At 73.5% G+C, this 15507-nt stretch carries 13 protein-coding genes; 6 read left to right on the top strand and 7 right to left on the bottom strand.

Going from position 1 to position 15507, the window contains the following annotated elements:
• Positions 1-88: 88 nt before the first annotated feature.
• From AB0912_RS12525 to AB0912_RS12535, 3 genes are all read right to left on the bottom strand, one after another.
• Positions 89-1045: a 3-oxoacyl-ACP reductase gene (locus AB0912_RS12525; RefSeq protein ID WP_366698597.1), complete on the bottom strand. Its 957-nt coding sequence runs from the start codon at positions 1043-1045 to the stop codon at positions 89-91.
• 159 nt (positions 1046-1204) lie between these two features.
• Entirely contained in the window at positions 1205-2281 is a 1077-nt protein-coding gene (locus AB0912_RS12530) for a Zn-dependent alcohol dehydrogenase (protein ID WP_366698599.1), read from the bottom strand.
• 52 nt (positions 2282-2333) lie between these two features.
• Positions 2334-3191 (bottom strand): MaoC/PaaZ C-terminal domain-containing protein, encoded by an 858-nt coding sequence (locus AB0912_RS12535; RefSeq protein WP_366698601.1) that lies wholly within the window; start codon positions 3189-3191, stop codon positions 2334-2336.
• A 458-nt stretch (positions 3192-3649) separates the two neighbouring features.
• Between AB0912_RS12535 and AB0912_RS12540 the strand changes: the two genes are divergently transcribed.
• The 4 genes from AB0912_RS12540 (at position 3650) to AB0912_RS12555 (ending at position 7486) form a co-directional block, all read left to right on the top strand.
• Positions 3650-4561, top strand: coding sequence for an ABC transporter ATP-binding protein (locus tag AB0912_RS12540; protein ID WP_366698603.1), 912 nt, complete (start codon positions 3650-3652; stop codon positions 4559-4561).
• Positions 4561-5280: an ABC transporter permease gene (locus AB0912_RS12545; protein WP_366698605.1), complete on the top strand. Its 720-nt coding sequence runs from the start codon at positions 4561-4563 to the stop codon at positions 5278-5280. The genes AB0912_RS12540 and AB0912_RS12545 overlap by 1 nt, the downstream gene beginning before the upstream one ends.
• Positions 5281-5294: 14 nt before the next feature.
• Complete coding sequence (locus tag AB0912_RS12550; protein ID WP_366698607.1) at positions 5295-6581, top strand: sensor histidine kinase; 1287 nt, start codon at positions 5295-5297, stop codon at positions 6579-6581.
• A gap of 272 nt (positions 6582-6853) precedes the next feature.
• Positions 6854-7486, top strand: a complete 633-nt coding sequence (locus AB0912_RS12555; protein WP_366698817.1) for a response regulator transcription factor — start codon at positions 6854-6856, stop codon at positions 7484-7486.
• 223 nt (positions 7487-7709) lie between these two features.
• On the opposite strand, the gene AB0912_RS12560 is transcribed toward AB0912_RS12555, so the two are convergent.
• The 4 genes from AB0912_RS12560 to AB0912_RS12575 all read right to left on the bottom strand — a co-directional run bounded on the left by AB0912_RS12560 (position 7710) and on the right by AB0912_RS12575 (position 12097).
• Positions 7710-8558 carry a hypothetical protein gene (locus AB0912_RS12560; RefSeq protein WP_366698609.1) on the bottom strand — a complete coding sequence of 283 codons (849 nt, stop codon included), beginning with the start codon at positions 8556-8558 and terminating at the stop codon, positions 7710-7712.
• A complete protein-coding gene (locus AB0912_RS12565; protein ID WP_366698611.1) occupies positions 8558-9097 on the bottom strand; it encodes a SigE family RNA polymerase sigma factor in 540 nt (179 codons plus the stop codon). Before AB0912_RS12565 ends, AB0912_RS12560 begins: the two co-directional genes overlap by 1 nt.
• Before the next feature lie 121 nt (positions 9098-9218).
• Complete coding sequence (locus AB0912_RS12570) at positions 9219-10646, bottom strand: DHA2 family efflux MFS transporter permease subunit (protein ID WP_366698613.1); 1428 nt, start codon at positions 10644-10646, stop codon at positions 9219-9221.
• Positions 10647-10867: 221 nt separating this feature from the next.
• A complete protein-coding gene (locus AB0912_RS12575; protein WP_366698615.1) occupies positions 10868-12097 on the bottom strand; it encodes a lipid-transfer protein in 1230 nt (409 codons plus the stop codon).
• A gap of 327 nt (positions 12098-12424) precedes the next feature.
• Between AB0912_RS12575 and AB0912_RS12580 the strand changes: the two genes are divergently transcribed.
• Complete coding sequence (locus AB0912_RS12580; protein WP_366698617.1) at positions 12425-14170, top strand: MFS transporter; 1746 nt, start codon at positions 12425-12427, stop codon at positions 14168-14170.
• Positions 14171-14492: 322 nt separating this feature from the next.
• Positions 14493-15143, top strand: a complete 651-nt coding sequence (locus AB0912_RS12585) for a class I SAM-dependent methyltransferase (protein WP_366698619.1) — start codon at positions 14493-14495, stop codon at positions 15141-15143.
• Positions 15144-15507 lie beyond the last annotated feature (364 nt).

Consider the following 15507-nt stretch of genomic DNA (forward strand, 5'->3'; position numbering starts at 1 on the left):
AGCACAGCACGGCACGACGCAGCACACGGCGGCCCCGCTCGCACCATGACGAGCGGGGCCGTCGCGTGTGCGGCTCCCGGACGGCCGCTCAGTGAGAAGAGCCGTCCCGGTCCCTCCTGAGGCCCAGCACCTCGGCCGCCGCGAAGGTCTCGCCGCGCGGCCGGTCGGCGTAGTAGGGCGTGAGCAGCGCGTCGAGTTCGTCGTGGCTGAAGGTGTCCTGCTTGCTGTCGAACTTGGCCGCCACGCGCGGGCGTTCGACCACGGCGACCATGCCGCCGTGCACCACGAGGAGCTGTCCGTTGACGTGCGCGGCGGCGGGTGAGGCCAAGTAGCCGACGAGCGGGGCGACATGCTCGGGGGCGAGCGGGTCGAGTCCGTCGTCGGGGCGGCCGAATCCGGCGAAGACGTCCTCCGTCATCCGGGTGCGGGCGCGCGGGCAGATGACGTTGGCGGTGACGCCGTACTTGGCGAGCGCGAGGGCCGTCGAGGTCGTCAGGCCGACGATTCCGCCTTTGGCGGCGGCGTAGTTGGGCTGGCCGGCGGAGCCGGCGAGGAATGCCTCCGAGGAGGTGTTGACGATCCGCCCGTACACCGGTGCCCCGGCGGCCTTGGAGCGGGCGCGCCAGTGGGCGGCGGCGAAGTGGGTGGTGTTGAAGTGTCCTTTGAGGTGGACGCGGATGACGGAGTCCCACTCGTCCTCGGTCATCGAGAAGATCATGCGGTCGCGCAGGATGCCGGCGTTGTTGACGAGGATGTCGAGCCGTCCGAAGCCGGTGACGGCCGACTCGACCAGTTCGCGGGCCTGTTCGTGGTCGGAGACGTCTCCGGTGTGGGCGAGGGCCCGGCCGCCCGCGGCGCGGATCTCGGCGGCGACCTGCTCCGCGGGGGCGGCCGAGGCCTCGCCGGTGCCGTCCCGTCCGGGCTGCCCGTAGTCGTTGACGACGACGGCGGCGCCGAGCCGTCCGAGTTCCAGCGCCTCGGCCCGGCCGAGACCGCGTCCCGCGCCGGTGACGATCGCGGTCAGCCCGTCAAGTGGCAGTGACATCAGGGTCCTTAGCGGTGGTCGGGAGCGGTGCGGGGTTGCGGTCGGAACAGCGTGGGGGGGGCGGGACAGCGTAAGGGCGCTGGCTCGACGGCGATGGCGGCGCTGGCTCGACGGCGGCGGGGACGCTGGCTCAGCGGCGGCGGGGGCGCTGGCGGGGCGTCAGATCTCGATGCAGGTCCGCAGGGCGGTGCCCGAACGCATCTGGTCGAGGGCCTCGTTGATCCCGGCGAGCGGCACCCGGTGGGTGATGAGGCTCTCCAGGTCGATACGGCCCGCGCGCCACAGGGCGATGGTGCGTTCGTAGGAGCGCAGGACGTCGCCGCCGCCGTACATGGAGGGCAGGATGCGCTTCTCGTCGAAGAACAGCTCGAACATGTTGAGCTGGAGGAAGTCGTCCATGGCACCGGCGCCGACGACGACGAGGGTGCCGCCGCGCCGGGTGTGGTCGTAGGCGGTGCGTGCGGTGGCCGACTTGCCGACGACCTCGAAGACGTAGTCGAAGCCCTCCCCCGCGGTCACCGACTGCTTGGCGTCGCCGAGTTGATCGGGGGCGACGGCCTGGGTGGCGCCGAAGCGGAGGGCGGCCTCGCGGCGCGCGGGGACCGGGTCGACGGCGACGATCTCGGCGGCTCCCTTGAGGCGGGCGCCCTGGATCGCGGAGATGCCGACGCCCCCGCAGCCGATGACGGCGACCGACGAACCGGCTTCCACATCGGCGGTGTTGAGGGCGGCGCCGAGTCCGGTGGTGACGCCGCAGCCGATCAGGGCGGCGATGTCGAAGGGCACGTCGTCGGGTACGGGGACGGCGCAGCCCGCGTCGACCACGACCTCCTCGGTGAAGGTGCCGGTGCCGGCGAAGCCGAAGACATCGCCGCCGGCGCGGCGGAAGTTGGGGGTGCCGGCGTTCATGAAGCCGGCCAGGCACAGTTCGGTCTGGCCGCGTTTGCAGGCCGGACAGGCTCCGCAGGCCGGCAGCCAGCAGACGACGACTCGGTCCCCCGCCTTCAAGTGGCCGACTCCGTCGCCCACTTCGATGATCTCGCCGGCGCCCTCGTGGCCGGGGACGAACGGGGCGGGCTGCGGCAGCACGCCGTTCATCGCGGACAGGTCCGAGTGGCACAGGCCGGTGGCCCGGATCCGGATGCGTACCTTTCCGGGCCCGAAGCCCACCGCCTCGACGTCGTCGAGGACTTCGAGCTTGTCCTGCCCTGTCTCGTGCAGTACGGCTGCGCGCATGGTGCGGCTCCCCTCGGTACGGTTCGTGCGACAGTCACGGCGTCCAGGACGCTCAGGTGTGCTCGACGGTGGTGTCGGCAAGGACCGGCGCGTCGTCCCGTTCGGCCGCGCTCACCGCGACCCGGACCGCGCCGTCCTCGCGCCACATCCGGACGCGCAGGGTCTCGCCGGGGTAGACGACGCCGGCGAAGCGGGTGGTGTACGAGCGGACGCGGGTGACGTCGCCGCCGAGGAGGGTGTCGACCACGGCTTTGAGCGTCATGCCGTACGTGCACAGCCCGTGCAGGATCGGCCGGTCGAACCCGGCGAGCTTGGCGAACTCGGGGTCGGCGTGCAGCGGGTTCCAGTCGCCGGAGAGGCGGTAGAGGAGCGCCTGCTCCTCGCGGACGGGGCGTTCGACGGTCCGGTCGGGGTCGCCCGCCGGTGCTTCGCGGCGGGTGGAGGGGCCGCGGTCGCCGCCCCAGCCGCCTTCGCCGCGTACGAAGATCTGGGCGTCGTTCGTCCACAACGGGCCCTCGGCGTCGGCCACTTCGGTCCGCATGACGAGGATGGCCGCCGTGCCCTTGTCGTAGACGGCGGCGATCCGGCCGGTGGCGGTCGCGGTGCCCTCGGCGGGGATCGGGCGGTGCAGCCGCAGGCTCTGGCCGCCGTGCAGCACGCGGGCGAGGTCGACGTCGACGCCGGGCATGGACAGACCGCTGATCACGCCCGGGGACCCGGCGCCCGCGACGGTGGCGAAGCTCGGCAGGACGTGCAGCCTGGATTCGAGGGTGTAGCGCAGCTCGTCGGGGTCCGTGGCGGGGACGCCCGCGCCGAGGCCCAGGTGGTAGAGCTGGACGTCCTTGTGGGTCCAGGCGATCTGGCCGGTCCGCGGTTCGGCGGCGACGGCCTTGGCGGCGTCAATGGGCATGGGGCTCCTGACTGGACTGCACTCGGCTGAACTCGGCTGAACTCGGCTGAACTCGGCTGCGACAGCGCCTACAACCACCTAAGCGGCTGCAACAGCAACCACGCCTACGACTGCGACTGCAACAGCAACCACGCCTACGACTGCGACTGCGACTGCGACTGCGTGAAAGACCTCGGTGCGGACGTCCGCACCGTCGGCCGCACCGAGGTCGACACCGGGGCCGGGGAACCCGCCCGTTCTAGAACGCGTTCCAGTCCGGCGAACCCCTGTATAGCCGAGCCCCCGGCAGTTGTGAAGACCGCTGACGCCATGTCAGATACGGCGTCGGGGCGTGCCCGCGGTCCGCCGGGCGGGACCGGGGCGGCGCGGTCGGAGGACGTCGACCATGACATTTGTACCGGCCGACTGCTGACAACCGCATCTGCCGCCGGCCGCGGCGCGCCCCTAGCGTCGTAGTCATGACACAGACGACGGGGACACCACCGGCCGTGTCCTTCACGGGGGCGGTCAAGACGTTCGGCGCGGTGCGCGCGGTGGCCGGCATCGACCTGGACGTGGCACGCGGCGAGACGGTGGCGCTGCTGGGACGCAATGGAGCGGGCAAGTCGACGGCGATCTCGCTGCTGCTCGGCCTGGACACACCGGACGAGGGCGTGGTCGCGCTGTTCGGCGGCCGGCCGGAGGAGTCGGTGCGGGCCGGGAAGGTCGGGGCGATGCTCCAGGAGACCCGGCCCGTGCCGCGCGTGACCGTGCGGGAGCTGGTCTCCTTCGTCGCGGGCCGCTATCCGGCGCCGCTGCCGGTGGCGGAGACGCTGCGGCTGGCGGGCGTCGAGGAGCTGGCGGGGCGGCGGGTGGACCGGCTGTCCGGCGGGCAGGCGCAGCGGGTGCGGTTCGCGGTGGCGCTCGCCGGGGACCCCGCGCTGATCGTCCTCGACGAGCCGACGGCGGCGCTGGACGTGGAGGCGCGGCACGCGTTCTGGGAGTCGATGCGGACCTACGCCCGGCGCGGTCACACGGTGCTCTTCTCCACGCACTATCTGGAGGAGGCCGACACGCACGCCGACCGGATCGTCGTCCTCGACCGGGGGCGGATCGTCGCGGACGGCACCGGGGAGCAGCTCAGGCGGTCGGCGGGCGCCGGTCTGGTCGCCGTCGACCTGGCGGGGCGCGGCTCGGCGGGCCTGGAGCTGCTGCCCGGCGTGGTGGCGGTGGAGGTGCGCGGGGACCGGGCCCGGCTGCGCACGGACGATCCGGACGCGACCGTGATCGCGCTGGCGGGACAGGGGGCGATACGCGGCCTGGAGGTCGCCCCCGCCTCCCTGGACGACGCTTTCCTGGCCCTCACCTCGCACGCTCTGGAGACGGTGTGATGTTCGACTATCTGCGGCTCGAAGTGCGCCGGACGCTGCGCGACACCGGCTTCGTGATCGGCGGCGTGGCGATGCCGGTGATGATGTATTTGCTGTTCACCAACCTGGGGGGCGGGGACGACGGCGCGTGGAAGACGGCGTCGATGGTGGGGATGGCCGCGTACGGCGCGGTGGGCTCGGCGCTCAACACGGGCGGCGGGGTCGCCGAGGACAAGGTGACCGGCTGGCTGCGCCAGTTGCGGGTCACCCCGATGACATCGCGCCAGGTGGTGCTGGGGCGGGCGCTGACCGGTTCGGTGACGGTGCTGCCGGCGATCGTGGCGGTACTGGCGGCGGGCGGCCTGGTCAACGGCGTACGGCTGGACGCCTGGCAGTGGGCGGCGACCGCCGTGCTGCTGTGGGCGGGCTCGGTCCCCTTCACGCTGCTCGGCCTCGGCAACGGCTACCGGCTGACCGCGCAGACCACGGGCGTCGCGAACATGGTGTGCAACCTGGGGCTGGCGGTGATCGGCGGCCTGTGGTTCCCGCCGGCCCTCTTCCCCGGCTGGCTGCGGTCCATAACGGTGTACACGCCCACGAACCGGTTCGCGCAGCTCGGGGTGTCGGTCACGGAGGGCCGGGCGCCCTCGCTCGCGGCGGTGGCGGTGCTGACGGCCTGGCTGCTGGCTTTCGGTTCGTACGCCGTGATCTCGTACCGTCGGTCCGCACGGACCGTCTGAACGGGGAGCGGAACATGTCCTGGACGAGAGGTCTCGCCTGCCAGGTGCGGGCGTGGCGTGCGGAGCGAGCCGTCTGGAAGGCCGACATGGAGCGGTTCAAGGCCGACCGGCGGGCGGCGCGCCGCGGCGGCGGGAAGGTGCCCGAGGACGCGGGCCCGCCGCCCACCGGGTTCTCGCTGCTGCCCTGGCTGCTGATGGGCCTCGGCTCCTTCTCCAACCTGCTCCAGGGCAAGACCCCCAGCCCCTGGATCGGCGGTCTTGGCCTGTTCCTCTTCAACTCGCTGTACATCTACGTCACGTTCCGGGCGTTCGTGAAGGACAAGCGGGAGTCGGTCTCGACCCGGGCGGCGCTCGTCGTGATGGGCGTGATCACCTGCGGGCTCGCCATCGGCTACGGCGGGAGCTGGCTGTACTTCTTCCCGCTGCTCGGGCTGGCGACCGGGGCGGTGCTGCGCGGTCCGTGGCTCGGCAAGGCGGGCCTCGCCCTGACCGTGCTCGCCGCGGTGGTGTCCGCCTTCCAGGCCGGCTGGGGCGCGCTGAACGTCGCGTACGGCACGTTCCTGTCGACGATGGTGACCGCCGCGATCCTCTCCCTCTCCGAGGCGGTGCGGGAACTGCGGGCGGCGCGGGAGGAGTTGGCGCGGCAGGCGGTCGAGAAGGAGCGGATGCGTTTCTCCCGGGACCTGCACGATCTGCTCGGGCACACGCTGTCCGTGATCGTGGTCAAGTCGGAGGCGGCCCGCCGGCTGGCCCCGCGCGACCTGGACGCGGCGCTCGTGCAGGTCACGGACATCGAGTCGGTGGGCCGGCAGGCGCTCACCGAGATCCGCGAGGCGGTGACCGGTTACCGGGAGGGCAGCCTCGCCACCGAGCTGGACCGCGCCCGCTCGGCGCTGTCGGCGGCCGAGGTGGAACCGGTCGTCCGGCGGTCGGGGCCGCCGCTCGTGCCGCAGACCGAGGCGCTGCTCGGCTGGGTGCTGCGTGAGGCCGTCACCAACATCGTGCGCCACAGCGACGCGACGCGCTGCGAGATCACCGTCGACGGCACCCCGGACCTGGTCCGCCTGACCGTCACGGACAACGGCACCGAGACCGGGACGGCCGGCCCCCACCCGGGCACGGACGACACCACCGGCACCACCGGCACCACCGGCACCACCGGCACCGGCCTGAAGGGCCTCACCGAACGTCTGGCGGCGGCGGGCGGCTCCCTGGAGGCGGGCCGCACCCCACGCGGCGGCTTCCGAGTGAGAGCGGAACTGCCGGTGGGGGCGGCGGACTTGACGGGGATAGCGGGGTAGGGCGGGGGTGTGCCCCGGGGCGCCGGGGGGCGGGGACCGGCTCGGGCCCCGCGAGGGACGCCGGTACGCACCCCGGTCGCGCCGGTCGCGCCGGTCGCGCCGGTCGCGCCGGTCGCGCCGGTCGCGCCGCAGGGATACGGCGGTGCCGGACCCGGGGACGGCCAGGAGCCCTGCGCCGGGGCCCGGCCTCGCCGGGGGAAACCCCGAGTGGCGAGGGGGCGGTGACCGGGCCGGTAGGCGTGTCCGGCGCCTACCCTTGGCCCGTGAACGAGATGCCCCGGGACCACCGCCCCGCCAAGTCCATCCGTGTGCTGCTCGCCGAGGACCAGGGAATGATGCGCGGGGCGCTGGCCCTGCTGCTCGGGATGGAGGCGGACATCGAGGTGGTCGCGCAGCTCTCGGCGGGCGACGAGATCGTGGACACCGCGCTCGTCAGCCGGCCCGACGTGGCGCTGCTGGACATCGAGTTGCCGGGCATGAGCGGGCTCGACGCCGCCGCCGCGCTGCGCGAACAGGTGCCGGACTGCCGGGTGCTGATCCTCACCACGTTCGGCCGCCCCGGCTATCTGCGGCGGGCCATGGAGGCGGGCGCCGCCGGGTTCCTCGTCAAGGACGGACCGGTGGAGGAACTGGCGCAGGCGGTCCGCCGGGTGCTGACCGGGGAGACGGTGATCGACCCGGCGCTCGCCGCCGCCGCGCTGAGCGCCGGGCCCAGTCCGCTCACCCCGCGCGAGTGCGACGTCCTGAAGGCGTCGGCGGACGGTGCGACGGTCGCGGACATCGCCGCCCGCGTCCACCTCTCGGAGTCCACGGTCCGCAACTATCTCTCCTCCGCCATCGGCAAGACGGGCACCCGCAACCGCATGGAGGCGATGCGCGAGGCCCGCCAACAGGGGTGGCTGTAAGAGGCAACGCCGTTGCCCGGCCGACCCGTTGGGTATCCGGAGGGCCCGCCGGCCCGCTGGGTATCCGGAGGGCCCGCCGACCCGCTGGGTCTCCGAAGGGCCCGCCGACCCGCTGGGTCTCCGAAGGGCCCGCTGGCCCGCTGGGTCTCCGGTGGGCCCGCTGGCCCGCTGGGTCTCCGCTGGCCCGCTGGCCCGCTGGGTCTCCGGTGGGCCCGCTGCCCCCCTACTCCCCCGCCCCCTCCTTGGTCACCCGCGCCTCCCCCGAGCGGTAGTCCGCGCCGGCCGGTGCCACGCAGGTGAACCAGTTCGCCCGTGAGCCCTCCACCGGACGGATCAGGTCCTCGAAGTCGCCGACGAGGCCCGTGCCGGGTGCGGCGGGCGCTGCCCTGACCTTCGTGCCGTCGGCCCAGGTGCAGGTGACCTCCCGTACGGTCGGGGCGACCCGGCCGACGAGGAGCCGCCGGGAGCCGCCCCCGGCATCCGGGTCGAGCAGGGTCGCGGCGGCCTCGACCTGCCCGGCGGCCGGTGCGCCGCCCTTCTCCTCCGGCGCGTTCACGAAGGTCAGCGCCGTCCCGCCGTCCCGCATCAGCCGGCCGTAGTACCAGCCCTTGCCGACCAGGTCCGCGGGGGTGTGGACGCCGGCGGGGGCGAGTCCGTACCCCTTCATGGTCGTCAACTGGGCGCGCGCCTCCGCGGCGTTCCGCGGCGGTTCCCACACCAGGGCCTCCACGGTCCAGGCCCCCGTGTGGTCGGTCCCGCGCGCCACGGCCGTGCTCCGCGCCTTGTCCGCCTGCCGGTAGTCCGGGGGTGCCGGGGTGGTCGCGGCGGGCACCACCCGGCGCCCTTCGCCGCCCGCGCCGCCGGCCGACGCCAGCACGCCGGTGGAACCGGCGACGACGAGGGCCGCCGCCGCGGCCAGCGCCCACCGGCGGGCCCTGCGCCGGCGTCCGCCGCGCACCAGTTCCCGGTAGGGGACGGCGCCGATCCGCACCCCGTCGGCCGCCTCGGCGAGCAGCCGGGCGATGCCCTGGTCCGCCGCCGTGTCGTGGTCCGTCCGCCCTTCCGCGCCCATCACGCCCGCCCTCCGTACGTCGTCACGTCGGCCAGGCCGGGTACGGCCCGGAGTTTCGCGATGCCCTTGGCCGTGTTGCTCTTCACCGCGCCCACCGAGCAGCCCATCGCGGCGGCCGTCTGGATCTCGCTCAGGTCCTCCCAGTAGCGCAGGACGACCGCCTCCCGCTGCCGTGGGGGCAGTTGGGCGAGCGCGGTGAGCAGGGCGCCGCGGTCGTCGGCCCGCCCGATCGGGTCCCCTCGGTCGGGGACCTCGTGGGTCAGGCCCGAGTCGTCCCGGGGCGCCAGGAACTCCTTGAGTCGTCTGCGGTGTCTGCGCGCGTGCGCGTTGATCATCACGCGGCGTACGTACGCCTCCGGTTCGTCCGCCGCGGCGACCTTGCGCCAGGCGACGTAGACCTGCTCCAGCGTCGTCTGGACCAGGTCCTCGGCGGCGTGCTGCTCGCCGGTCAGGAGAAACGCCGTACGCGTCAGCCGTGGCCATCGGCCGAGGACGAACCGGTGGAACTCCTCGTCCCGGGACTGCTTCCGATCCCCCATGAACACCTCCTCGATGCGTGAAGGAGTCCACGGGGGCCCGATCGCGTTGCCTCATTTCCGGGACGTCATTCCCGAGAGGCCATTCCCGGGACATCATTCCCGGGACGTCATTCCCCGGACGCTATTCCCGGGACGTCCTCGGCGGCAGCCATACGAGCATCAGGGCCGCGCCCGCCAGCAGGAGGACGGCGCTGGTGCGGAAGGCCAGGGCGTAGCCGGCGGTGAGGGCACCGGCGGAGGGGTCACCGGCCGTGCGGGCCGCCGCGATGGTGGACATGACGGCGAGGCCGAGCGAACCGCCCATCACCCGTGAGGTGTTGATCAGCCCCGACACCAGGCCCGCGTCCTGCGGTGTGGCGCCGGAGGTGGCGAGGGCGGCGAGGGGGGTCCCGGCGAGGCCCGCGCCGGCCATCATGACGATGCCCGGCAGCATGATCGCGGTGACATAGGTGCCGTCCGCCGTCATCGTGGACTGCCAGCCGAAGCCGGCGGCGGCCAGCAGGGTGCCGAGGACGGCGACCGTGCGCGGCCCGATCAACGGCATGATCCGGGGCGCCACCTTGGAGCCGAGGACCACCGCGAGCGAGCTGGGCATCAGCGCGAGGCCCGCGCCCAGCGGCGAGTAGCCGAGGACGTTCTGCGCGTAGAGGGTCATGAAGAACCACATGCAGAACATGGCCGAGCCGCTGACGAGCATCGCCGCGTTCGCCGAGGCCACCGACCGCACCCGCAGCAGGGCCAGGGGCATCAGCGGCGCCTTGGTCCGTGCCTCGACGGCCAGGAACGCCCCGATCAGGGCGAGTCCGGTGAGGAGCGGCACCAGCGTCGCGGCCGACGCCCAGCCCTCGGCCTCCGTCTGGACGATCCCGTAGGCGAGGGTGGCGAGTCCGGCGGTCACCAGGAGGGCGCCCGGCAGGTCCAGGCGGCGCCCGTTCCCGGCCCGGCTCTCCACCAGCCAGCGGGCCGCGCCGGCCAGGACGACGGCGCCGACGGGCACGTTGATGAGCAGGACCCAGCGCCAGGACAGCCCGTCGACCAGCAGCCCGCCGACGAGTCCGCCCGCCGCGCCGCCCCCGGCGCCGACCGCCGTCCAGGTCGCGATGGCCCGCGCCCGTGCGGCGCCGGCCGGGACGGCGGACGTCAGGATCGTCAGCGTCGAGGGCGCGAGCACGGCGGCCCCGAGCCCCTGCACGGCCCGTGCCACCAGGAGCTGCGGGCCCTCCTGCGCCAGGCCTCCGCCGGCCGAGGCGAGCGTGAACAGGGCGAGCCCGACCAGGAACATCCGCTTGCGGCCGTACAGGTCGCCGGCCCGGCCGCCGAGCAGCATGAACCCGGCGAAGGCGATCGAGTAGGCGTTCACCACCCACTGCAGCCCCGGTGCGCTCAGCCCCAGGTCGGCCCGCATGGACGGCAGCGCCACGTTGACGACGGACACGTCGAGGACGACGAGGAACTGTCCCGCGCAGGCGAGCGCGACCACCAGCCAGGTGGGCGGCGCGACCGGCGCGGATCTTCGGGTGTCTTCAGCGGCTCGGAGCATGGGTGTCATGCTCTCAACCCGCGAACGCTCCTGGCATCGGGATTTCGACGCACCCGGTCGTAAGCCACCGGACCTAGGCCGTGTCGGAGCCTGTACGGCCCGGCGCGGGCCCCCGTGCGCGGCCCGATGCGGACTCCCCGCGGCCCGGCGCGGGCTCCCGTACGCAACGCCAACGCCCCCCTGCTCACGCCCGCCCCGGCGCACCGCACCGCCCGGTGCGGTGCCCCGGTTCAGGCCGTCCCGCGCAGCAGGGTGACCACGGCCGCGCCGCCGAGGCCGATGTTGTGGGCCAGGCCGACCCGTGCGCCCGGTACCTGGCGGGCCGCCGCCTCGCCACGCAACTGCCAGACCAGCTCGGCCACTTGGGCGATGCCGGTCGCGCCCAGTGGATGCCCCTTGGAGATCAGGCCGCCCGAGGGGTTCACCACCCAGCGCCCGCCGTACGTGGTCGCGCCGGACTCGACGAGCTTGCCGGACGCGCCCTCCTCGCACATGCCGAGCGCCTCGTAGGTGAGCAGTTCGTTGACGGAGAAGCAGTCGTGCAGCTCCACGACGTCCACGTCCTCGATGCCGAGTCCGGAGCGCTCGTAGACCTGGCGTGCGGCCTCGCGGGACATCGGCAGGCCGACGACGTCGACGCAGGAGCCGGAGGCGAAGGACTCCTCGGTGTCGGTGGTCATCGCCTGGGCGAGGATCTCGACGGCCCGGTCCCCGAGACCGTGGCGGTCGGCGAACCTCTCGGAGACGACGACCGCTGCCGCCGCCCCGTCGGAGGTGGGCGAGCACTGGAGCCTGGTCAGCGGCCGGTGCACGACCGGGGCGGCGAGGATCTGGTCGACGGAGTACACGTCCTGGAACTGGGCGTAGGGATTGTTCGCCGAGTGCCGGTGGTTCTTGGCGCCGACGGCGGCGAGCTGGGCCTCCGTGGTGCCGTACCGCTCCATGTGCTCACGGGCCGCGTCGCCGAAGATCTGCGCGGTGGGCGGGGTCGTCTCGAAGCCGTGCCGGGCCGCCATGATCCCGTAGTGCCGGGCGACGGGCGAGGTGGCGAAGTCACCGCCGTCGGCGCCCGAGCCGAGGGCGCCCCGCTTCATCTTCTCGAAGCCCAGCGCGAGGACGCAGTCCGCGATACCGCCCTCGACCAGCTGCCGCGCGAGCATCAGCGCGCTCGCGCCGGTCGCGCAGTTGTTGTTCACGTTGTACACGGGCACACCGGTCAGGCCGAGTTCGTAGGCGGCGCGCTGGCCGGCGGTGGAGGGCTGGAGGCAGTGGCCGACGGGGACCTGTTCCACCTCGCCGTACGCGATCCCCGCGTCCGCGAGAGCGGCGGAACCGGCCTCCCGGACCATGTCCCAGTACGCCCGGTCCCGGGACCCGGGCTTCTCGAAGCGGGTCATCCCGACCCCGGCGACATACGACTTCCCGGCGGGCACGCCGGTCCTGGCCCTCTTGGCGCTCATGGCAGCGGCGCTCCTGGTCTCGTGGCAGGCAGGGTGCGCGGATCCGCGCCAGACTAGAACACGTTCCAGTTCGACGGTAGGCCTGATGGCGGGTCAGATCCTCATGGAACGGTCAAGATTTCGTCGGCACGCCAAAGCGCCGGAATAGTTGCCTGGGCGCACCGGGTTCCCCTTGCACGTATCGCACACAGGGTCCGCTCTCCGGAGTGGGCCACTCGTGTGAGTGGCCCACTCCCCGGGGTGGGCCGCCCGTCCGGGCCCGCTTGCCAGTGGGCCGATCCGGCGAGTGCTCGCTTTCTCACGCTTACGGCCTGGAGGCCCCACGCAATGACGCAGACGACGACCGACCAGCCCGCGCGGAGGCCGAGCGGCGCGACCGTGCCGGTGCTCGCGTTCGCGGGCATCGTTGTCGCGGTGATGCAGACCCTGCTCGTGCCGGTCATCAAGGACCTGCCGGCCCTGCTGGGAACCGCGCCCAGCAACGCCACCTGGGTCCTGACCTCGACCCTGCTCTCGGGCGCCGTCGCCACCCCGATCATGGGCCGCCTCGGCGACCTGTTCGGCAAGCGGCGGATGCTGCTGACCAGCCTGGCCATCATGGTCGTCGGCGCGCTGGTCAGCGCCCTGACCAGCGCGCTGCTGCCGATGATCGTGGGACGTTCGCTCCAGGGCTTCGCGATGGGCGCGATCCCGCTGGGCATCGGCCTGATGCGCGACATGCTCCCGCGCGAGAAGCTCGGCTCCGCGATGGCGCTGATGAGTTCGTCGATCGGCGTCGGCGGCGGTCTCGCGCTGCCCGCGGCGGCCCTCGTCGCACAGCACGCCGACTGGCACGCCCTCTTCTACGGCGCCGCCGGCCTCGGCGTCCTCTCCATCGTCCTGACCCTGCTCGTCGTCCCGGAGTCCCCGATGCGGGCCCAGGGCACGTTCGACGTGCTGGGCGCGATAGGCCTGTCCGCCGGGCTCGTGCTCTTCCTGCTGCCGATCACCAAGGGCAGCGACTGGGGCTGGACCTCGCCCACCACGCTCGGCCTGTTCGGCGCGTCCGTCGCCGTCCTGCTGCTGTGGGGCGTGATGGAGCTGCGTATCCAGGCCCCGCTGGTCGACCTGCGCACCACGGCCCGCCCGGCCGTCCTCTTCACCAACCTCGCCTCGATCATGGTCGGCGTCTCCTTCTACGTCGTCTCGCTGGTCCTGCCGCAGCTCCTCCAGCTCCCGAAGGCCACCGGCTACGGCCTCGGCCAGTCGATGGTGAGCGCGGGTCTGCTGGTGATGCCGCTCGGCCTGACGATGATGGTCACGGCGCCGGTGTACGCGCGGCTGTCGGCGAAGTACGGACCCAAGGTCACCCTGATCATCGGCATGGTGATCATCGGGATCGGCTACGGCGCGGGCCTCGGCCTGATGAACGCCGCGTGGCAGTCCCTGGTCATCGCGGTGGTCCTGGGCGCGGGCATCGGCCTGGCCTACTCCTCGCTGCCCGCCCTGATCATCGGCTCCGTCCCGGCGTCGGAGACGGGCGCGGCGAACGGCCTGAACACCCTGATGCGGTCCATCGGCACGTCCGTGTCGAGCGCGGTCATCGGCATGGTGCTGGCCAACACGGCGAACCACGTCGGCGGCGTCGCGATCCCGACCATGCACGGCTTCCGGGTGTCGTTCATGATCGCCACGGGGGCCGTGGCGGTCGGCCTGGTGATGGCGCTCTTCCTGCCCCGCCAGCGGCAGGCGTCCGCGCCGCAGCTGCGCGCGAGCAGCGAGGAGGACGCGGCGCTGGAGCGGGCGCACGAGGTGCTCGGCGGTTTCCGCGGCCGGGTCCTGAACGCGTCCGGCGATCCGGTCGCGCGCGCCAAGGTCACGCTGATCGACCGGCGGGGCCGGCAGGCGGGCGCCACGCTCTCCGGCGAGGACGGGGGCTACGCGCTCGCCGTGCCGGAGCGGGGCGCGTACGTGCTCGCCGCCCGGGCCGCGGGCCACGGTCCGCTCGCCTCGTCGGCGACCCACGCGGGCGACGAGCTGCCGGTCCACCTCGACCTGCCGCTGCCCGCCGAGAACGCGGACGTCACCGCCTGAGGCGGCGTCTCTCCTGAACCGGCTCGCCTCCCGAGCCGGCGTCTCCCCTGATCCGGTGCCTGCCCTGTGCCAGCGCCTGTCCTGTACCGGTGCCTGCCTGTGCCGGTGGCTGCCCTGTGCCGGTGGCTGCCCTGTGCCGGTGCCTGCCCTGTGCCGGTGCCTGCCCTGTACCGGTACCTGTCCCGTACCGGCCTGCCCTGGTGATCCCACACCCCCGTCGTGTCCGCGGCGGGGGTGTGGTGCACGATGGGTCGTCCCGCCCTGGCGCAGTGCGCGCGGCGGGCGCACCGTTGACGCTGTCCGCTCCGATGGAGGAGACCCCATGCCCGCGGCCCCCAAGCCCGAGATCCTCGCCGCCTTCGAGGCCGCGAAGGGGTTCATGCCGACGGCCGAGGGGCTCGCGCTGCACGAGGCAGCCTTGGCGGCGGGGCGGCTCGGGCTGCCGCTCCTGGAGGTCGGCACGTACTGCGGGCGCTCGACGATCCTGCTCGCCGACGCGGCGCGGCAGACGGGCGTGACCGCGCTCACGGTGGACCACCACCGGGGCAGCGAGGAGCAGCAGCCGGGCTGGGAGTACCACGACCCGTCGACGGTGGACCCGGAGATCGGGCGCATGGACACGCTGCCCACGTTCCGGCGGACGCTGCACCGGGCGGGCCTGGAGGACCACGTGGTCGCGCTGGTCGGCCGCTCCCCGCAGATCGCGGCGTTCTGGCGCTCGCCGCTCGGGCTGGTCTTCATCGACGGCGGCCACACCGACGAACACGCGACGGGCGACTACGAGGGCTGGGCCCCCCATGTAGCCGAGGGCGGCCTCCTCGTCATCCACGACGTCTTTCCCGACCCCGTGGACGAGTTCACCGGCCAGGCCCCGTACCGGGTGTACCTCCGGGCCCTGGAATCGGGCGCGTTCACGGAAACGACCGCGACGGACTCCCTGCGGGTGCTGCGGCGGACGGGGGCGGGGATCTGACGGCCCGGCCCGTCACACCCCGGTAGACCGCCCCGACCCTCGCCCCCCGTCCCGTCCGGCGTCACGCCCGGCCTCACGCCAGGCTCTGTGCAGGGTCCGCGCGGGCGCGCAGGGCTGGTTGGCGCGGCAGGCGGGACAGGCCGAGCCGTGGTCGAGGAGCGCGCGGTACGCCGTCCGCGAGGGGCTGCTCTCGCCGGCGAGCGACACACGCTGCGGACGGCTCGAGTCGCCCGCGTGGTCGCGCCGCTCCCGGCGGGTGCCTGTCATGGCGTCCCGTCCCCGTGGGGGTGGTTGCGCAACTCGACGCTGCAGTCCGTCGCCCGGGACAGATCACCGTCCCGCACGGCCTGAACTCGCTGACGCG

It is taken from the genome of Streptomyces sp. NPDC007084 (assembly GCF_040703595.1).
Lineage (GTDB): Bacteria > Actinomycetota > Actinomycetes > Streptomycetales > Streptomycetaceae > Streptomyces.

Coding starts and splice junctions, on each gene's coding strand:
- AB0912_RS12555 (WP_366698817.1), top strand. CDS start 6,854: ATGCCCCGGGACCACCGCCCCGCCAAGTCCATCCGTGTGCTGCTCGCC.
- AB0912_RS12570 (WP_366698613.1), bottom strand. CDS start 10,646: ATGACACCCATGCTCCGAGCCGCTGAAGACACCCGAAGATCCGCGCCG.
- AB0912_RS12530 (WP_366698599.1), bottom strand. CDS start 2,281: ATGCGCGCAGCCGTACTGCACGAGACAGGGCAGGACAAGCTCGAAGTC.
- AB0912_RS12540 (WP_366698603.1), top strand. CDS start 3,650: ATGACACAGACGACGGGGACACCACCGGCCGTGTCCTTCACGGGGGCG.
- AB0912_RS12580 (WP_366698617.1), top strand. CDS start 12,425: ATGACGCAGACGACGACCGACCAGCCCGCGCGGAGGCCGAGCGGCGCG.
- AB0912_RS12550 (WP_366698607.1), top strand. CDS start 5,295: ATGTCCTGGACGAGAGGTCTCGCCTGCCAGGTGCGGGCGTGGCGTGCG.
- AB0912_RS12585 (WP_366698619.1), top strand. CDS start 14,493: ATGCCCGCGGCCCCCAAGCCCGAGATCCTCGCCGCCTTCGAGGCCGCG.
- AB0912_RS12560 (WP_366698609.1), bottom strand. CDS start 8,558: ATGGGCGCGGAAGGGCGGACGGACCACGACACGGCGGCGGACCAGGGC.
- AB0912_RS12575 (WP_366698615.1), bottom strand. CDS start 12,097: ATGAGCGCCAAGAGGGCCAGGACCGGCGTGCCCGCCGGGAAGTCGTAT.
- AB0912_RS12565 (WP_366698611.1), bottom strand. CDS start 9,097: ATGGGGGATCGGAAGCAGTCCCGGGACGAGGAGTTCCACCGGTTCGTC.
- AB0912_RS12545 (WP_366698605.1), top strand. CDS start 4,561: ATGTTCGACTATCTGCGGCTCGAAGTGCGCCGGACGCTGCGCGACACC.
- AB0912_RS12525 (WP_366698597.1), bottom strand. CDS start 1,045: ATGTCACTGCCACTTGACGGGCTGACCGCGATCGTCACCGGCGCGGGA.
- AB0912_RS12535 (WP_366698601.1), bottom strand. CDS start 3,191: ATGCCCATTGACGCCGCCAAGGCCGTCGCCGCCGAACCGCGGACCGGC.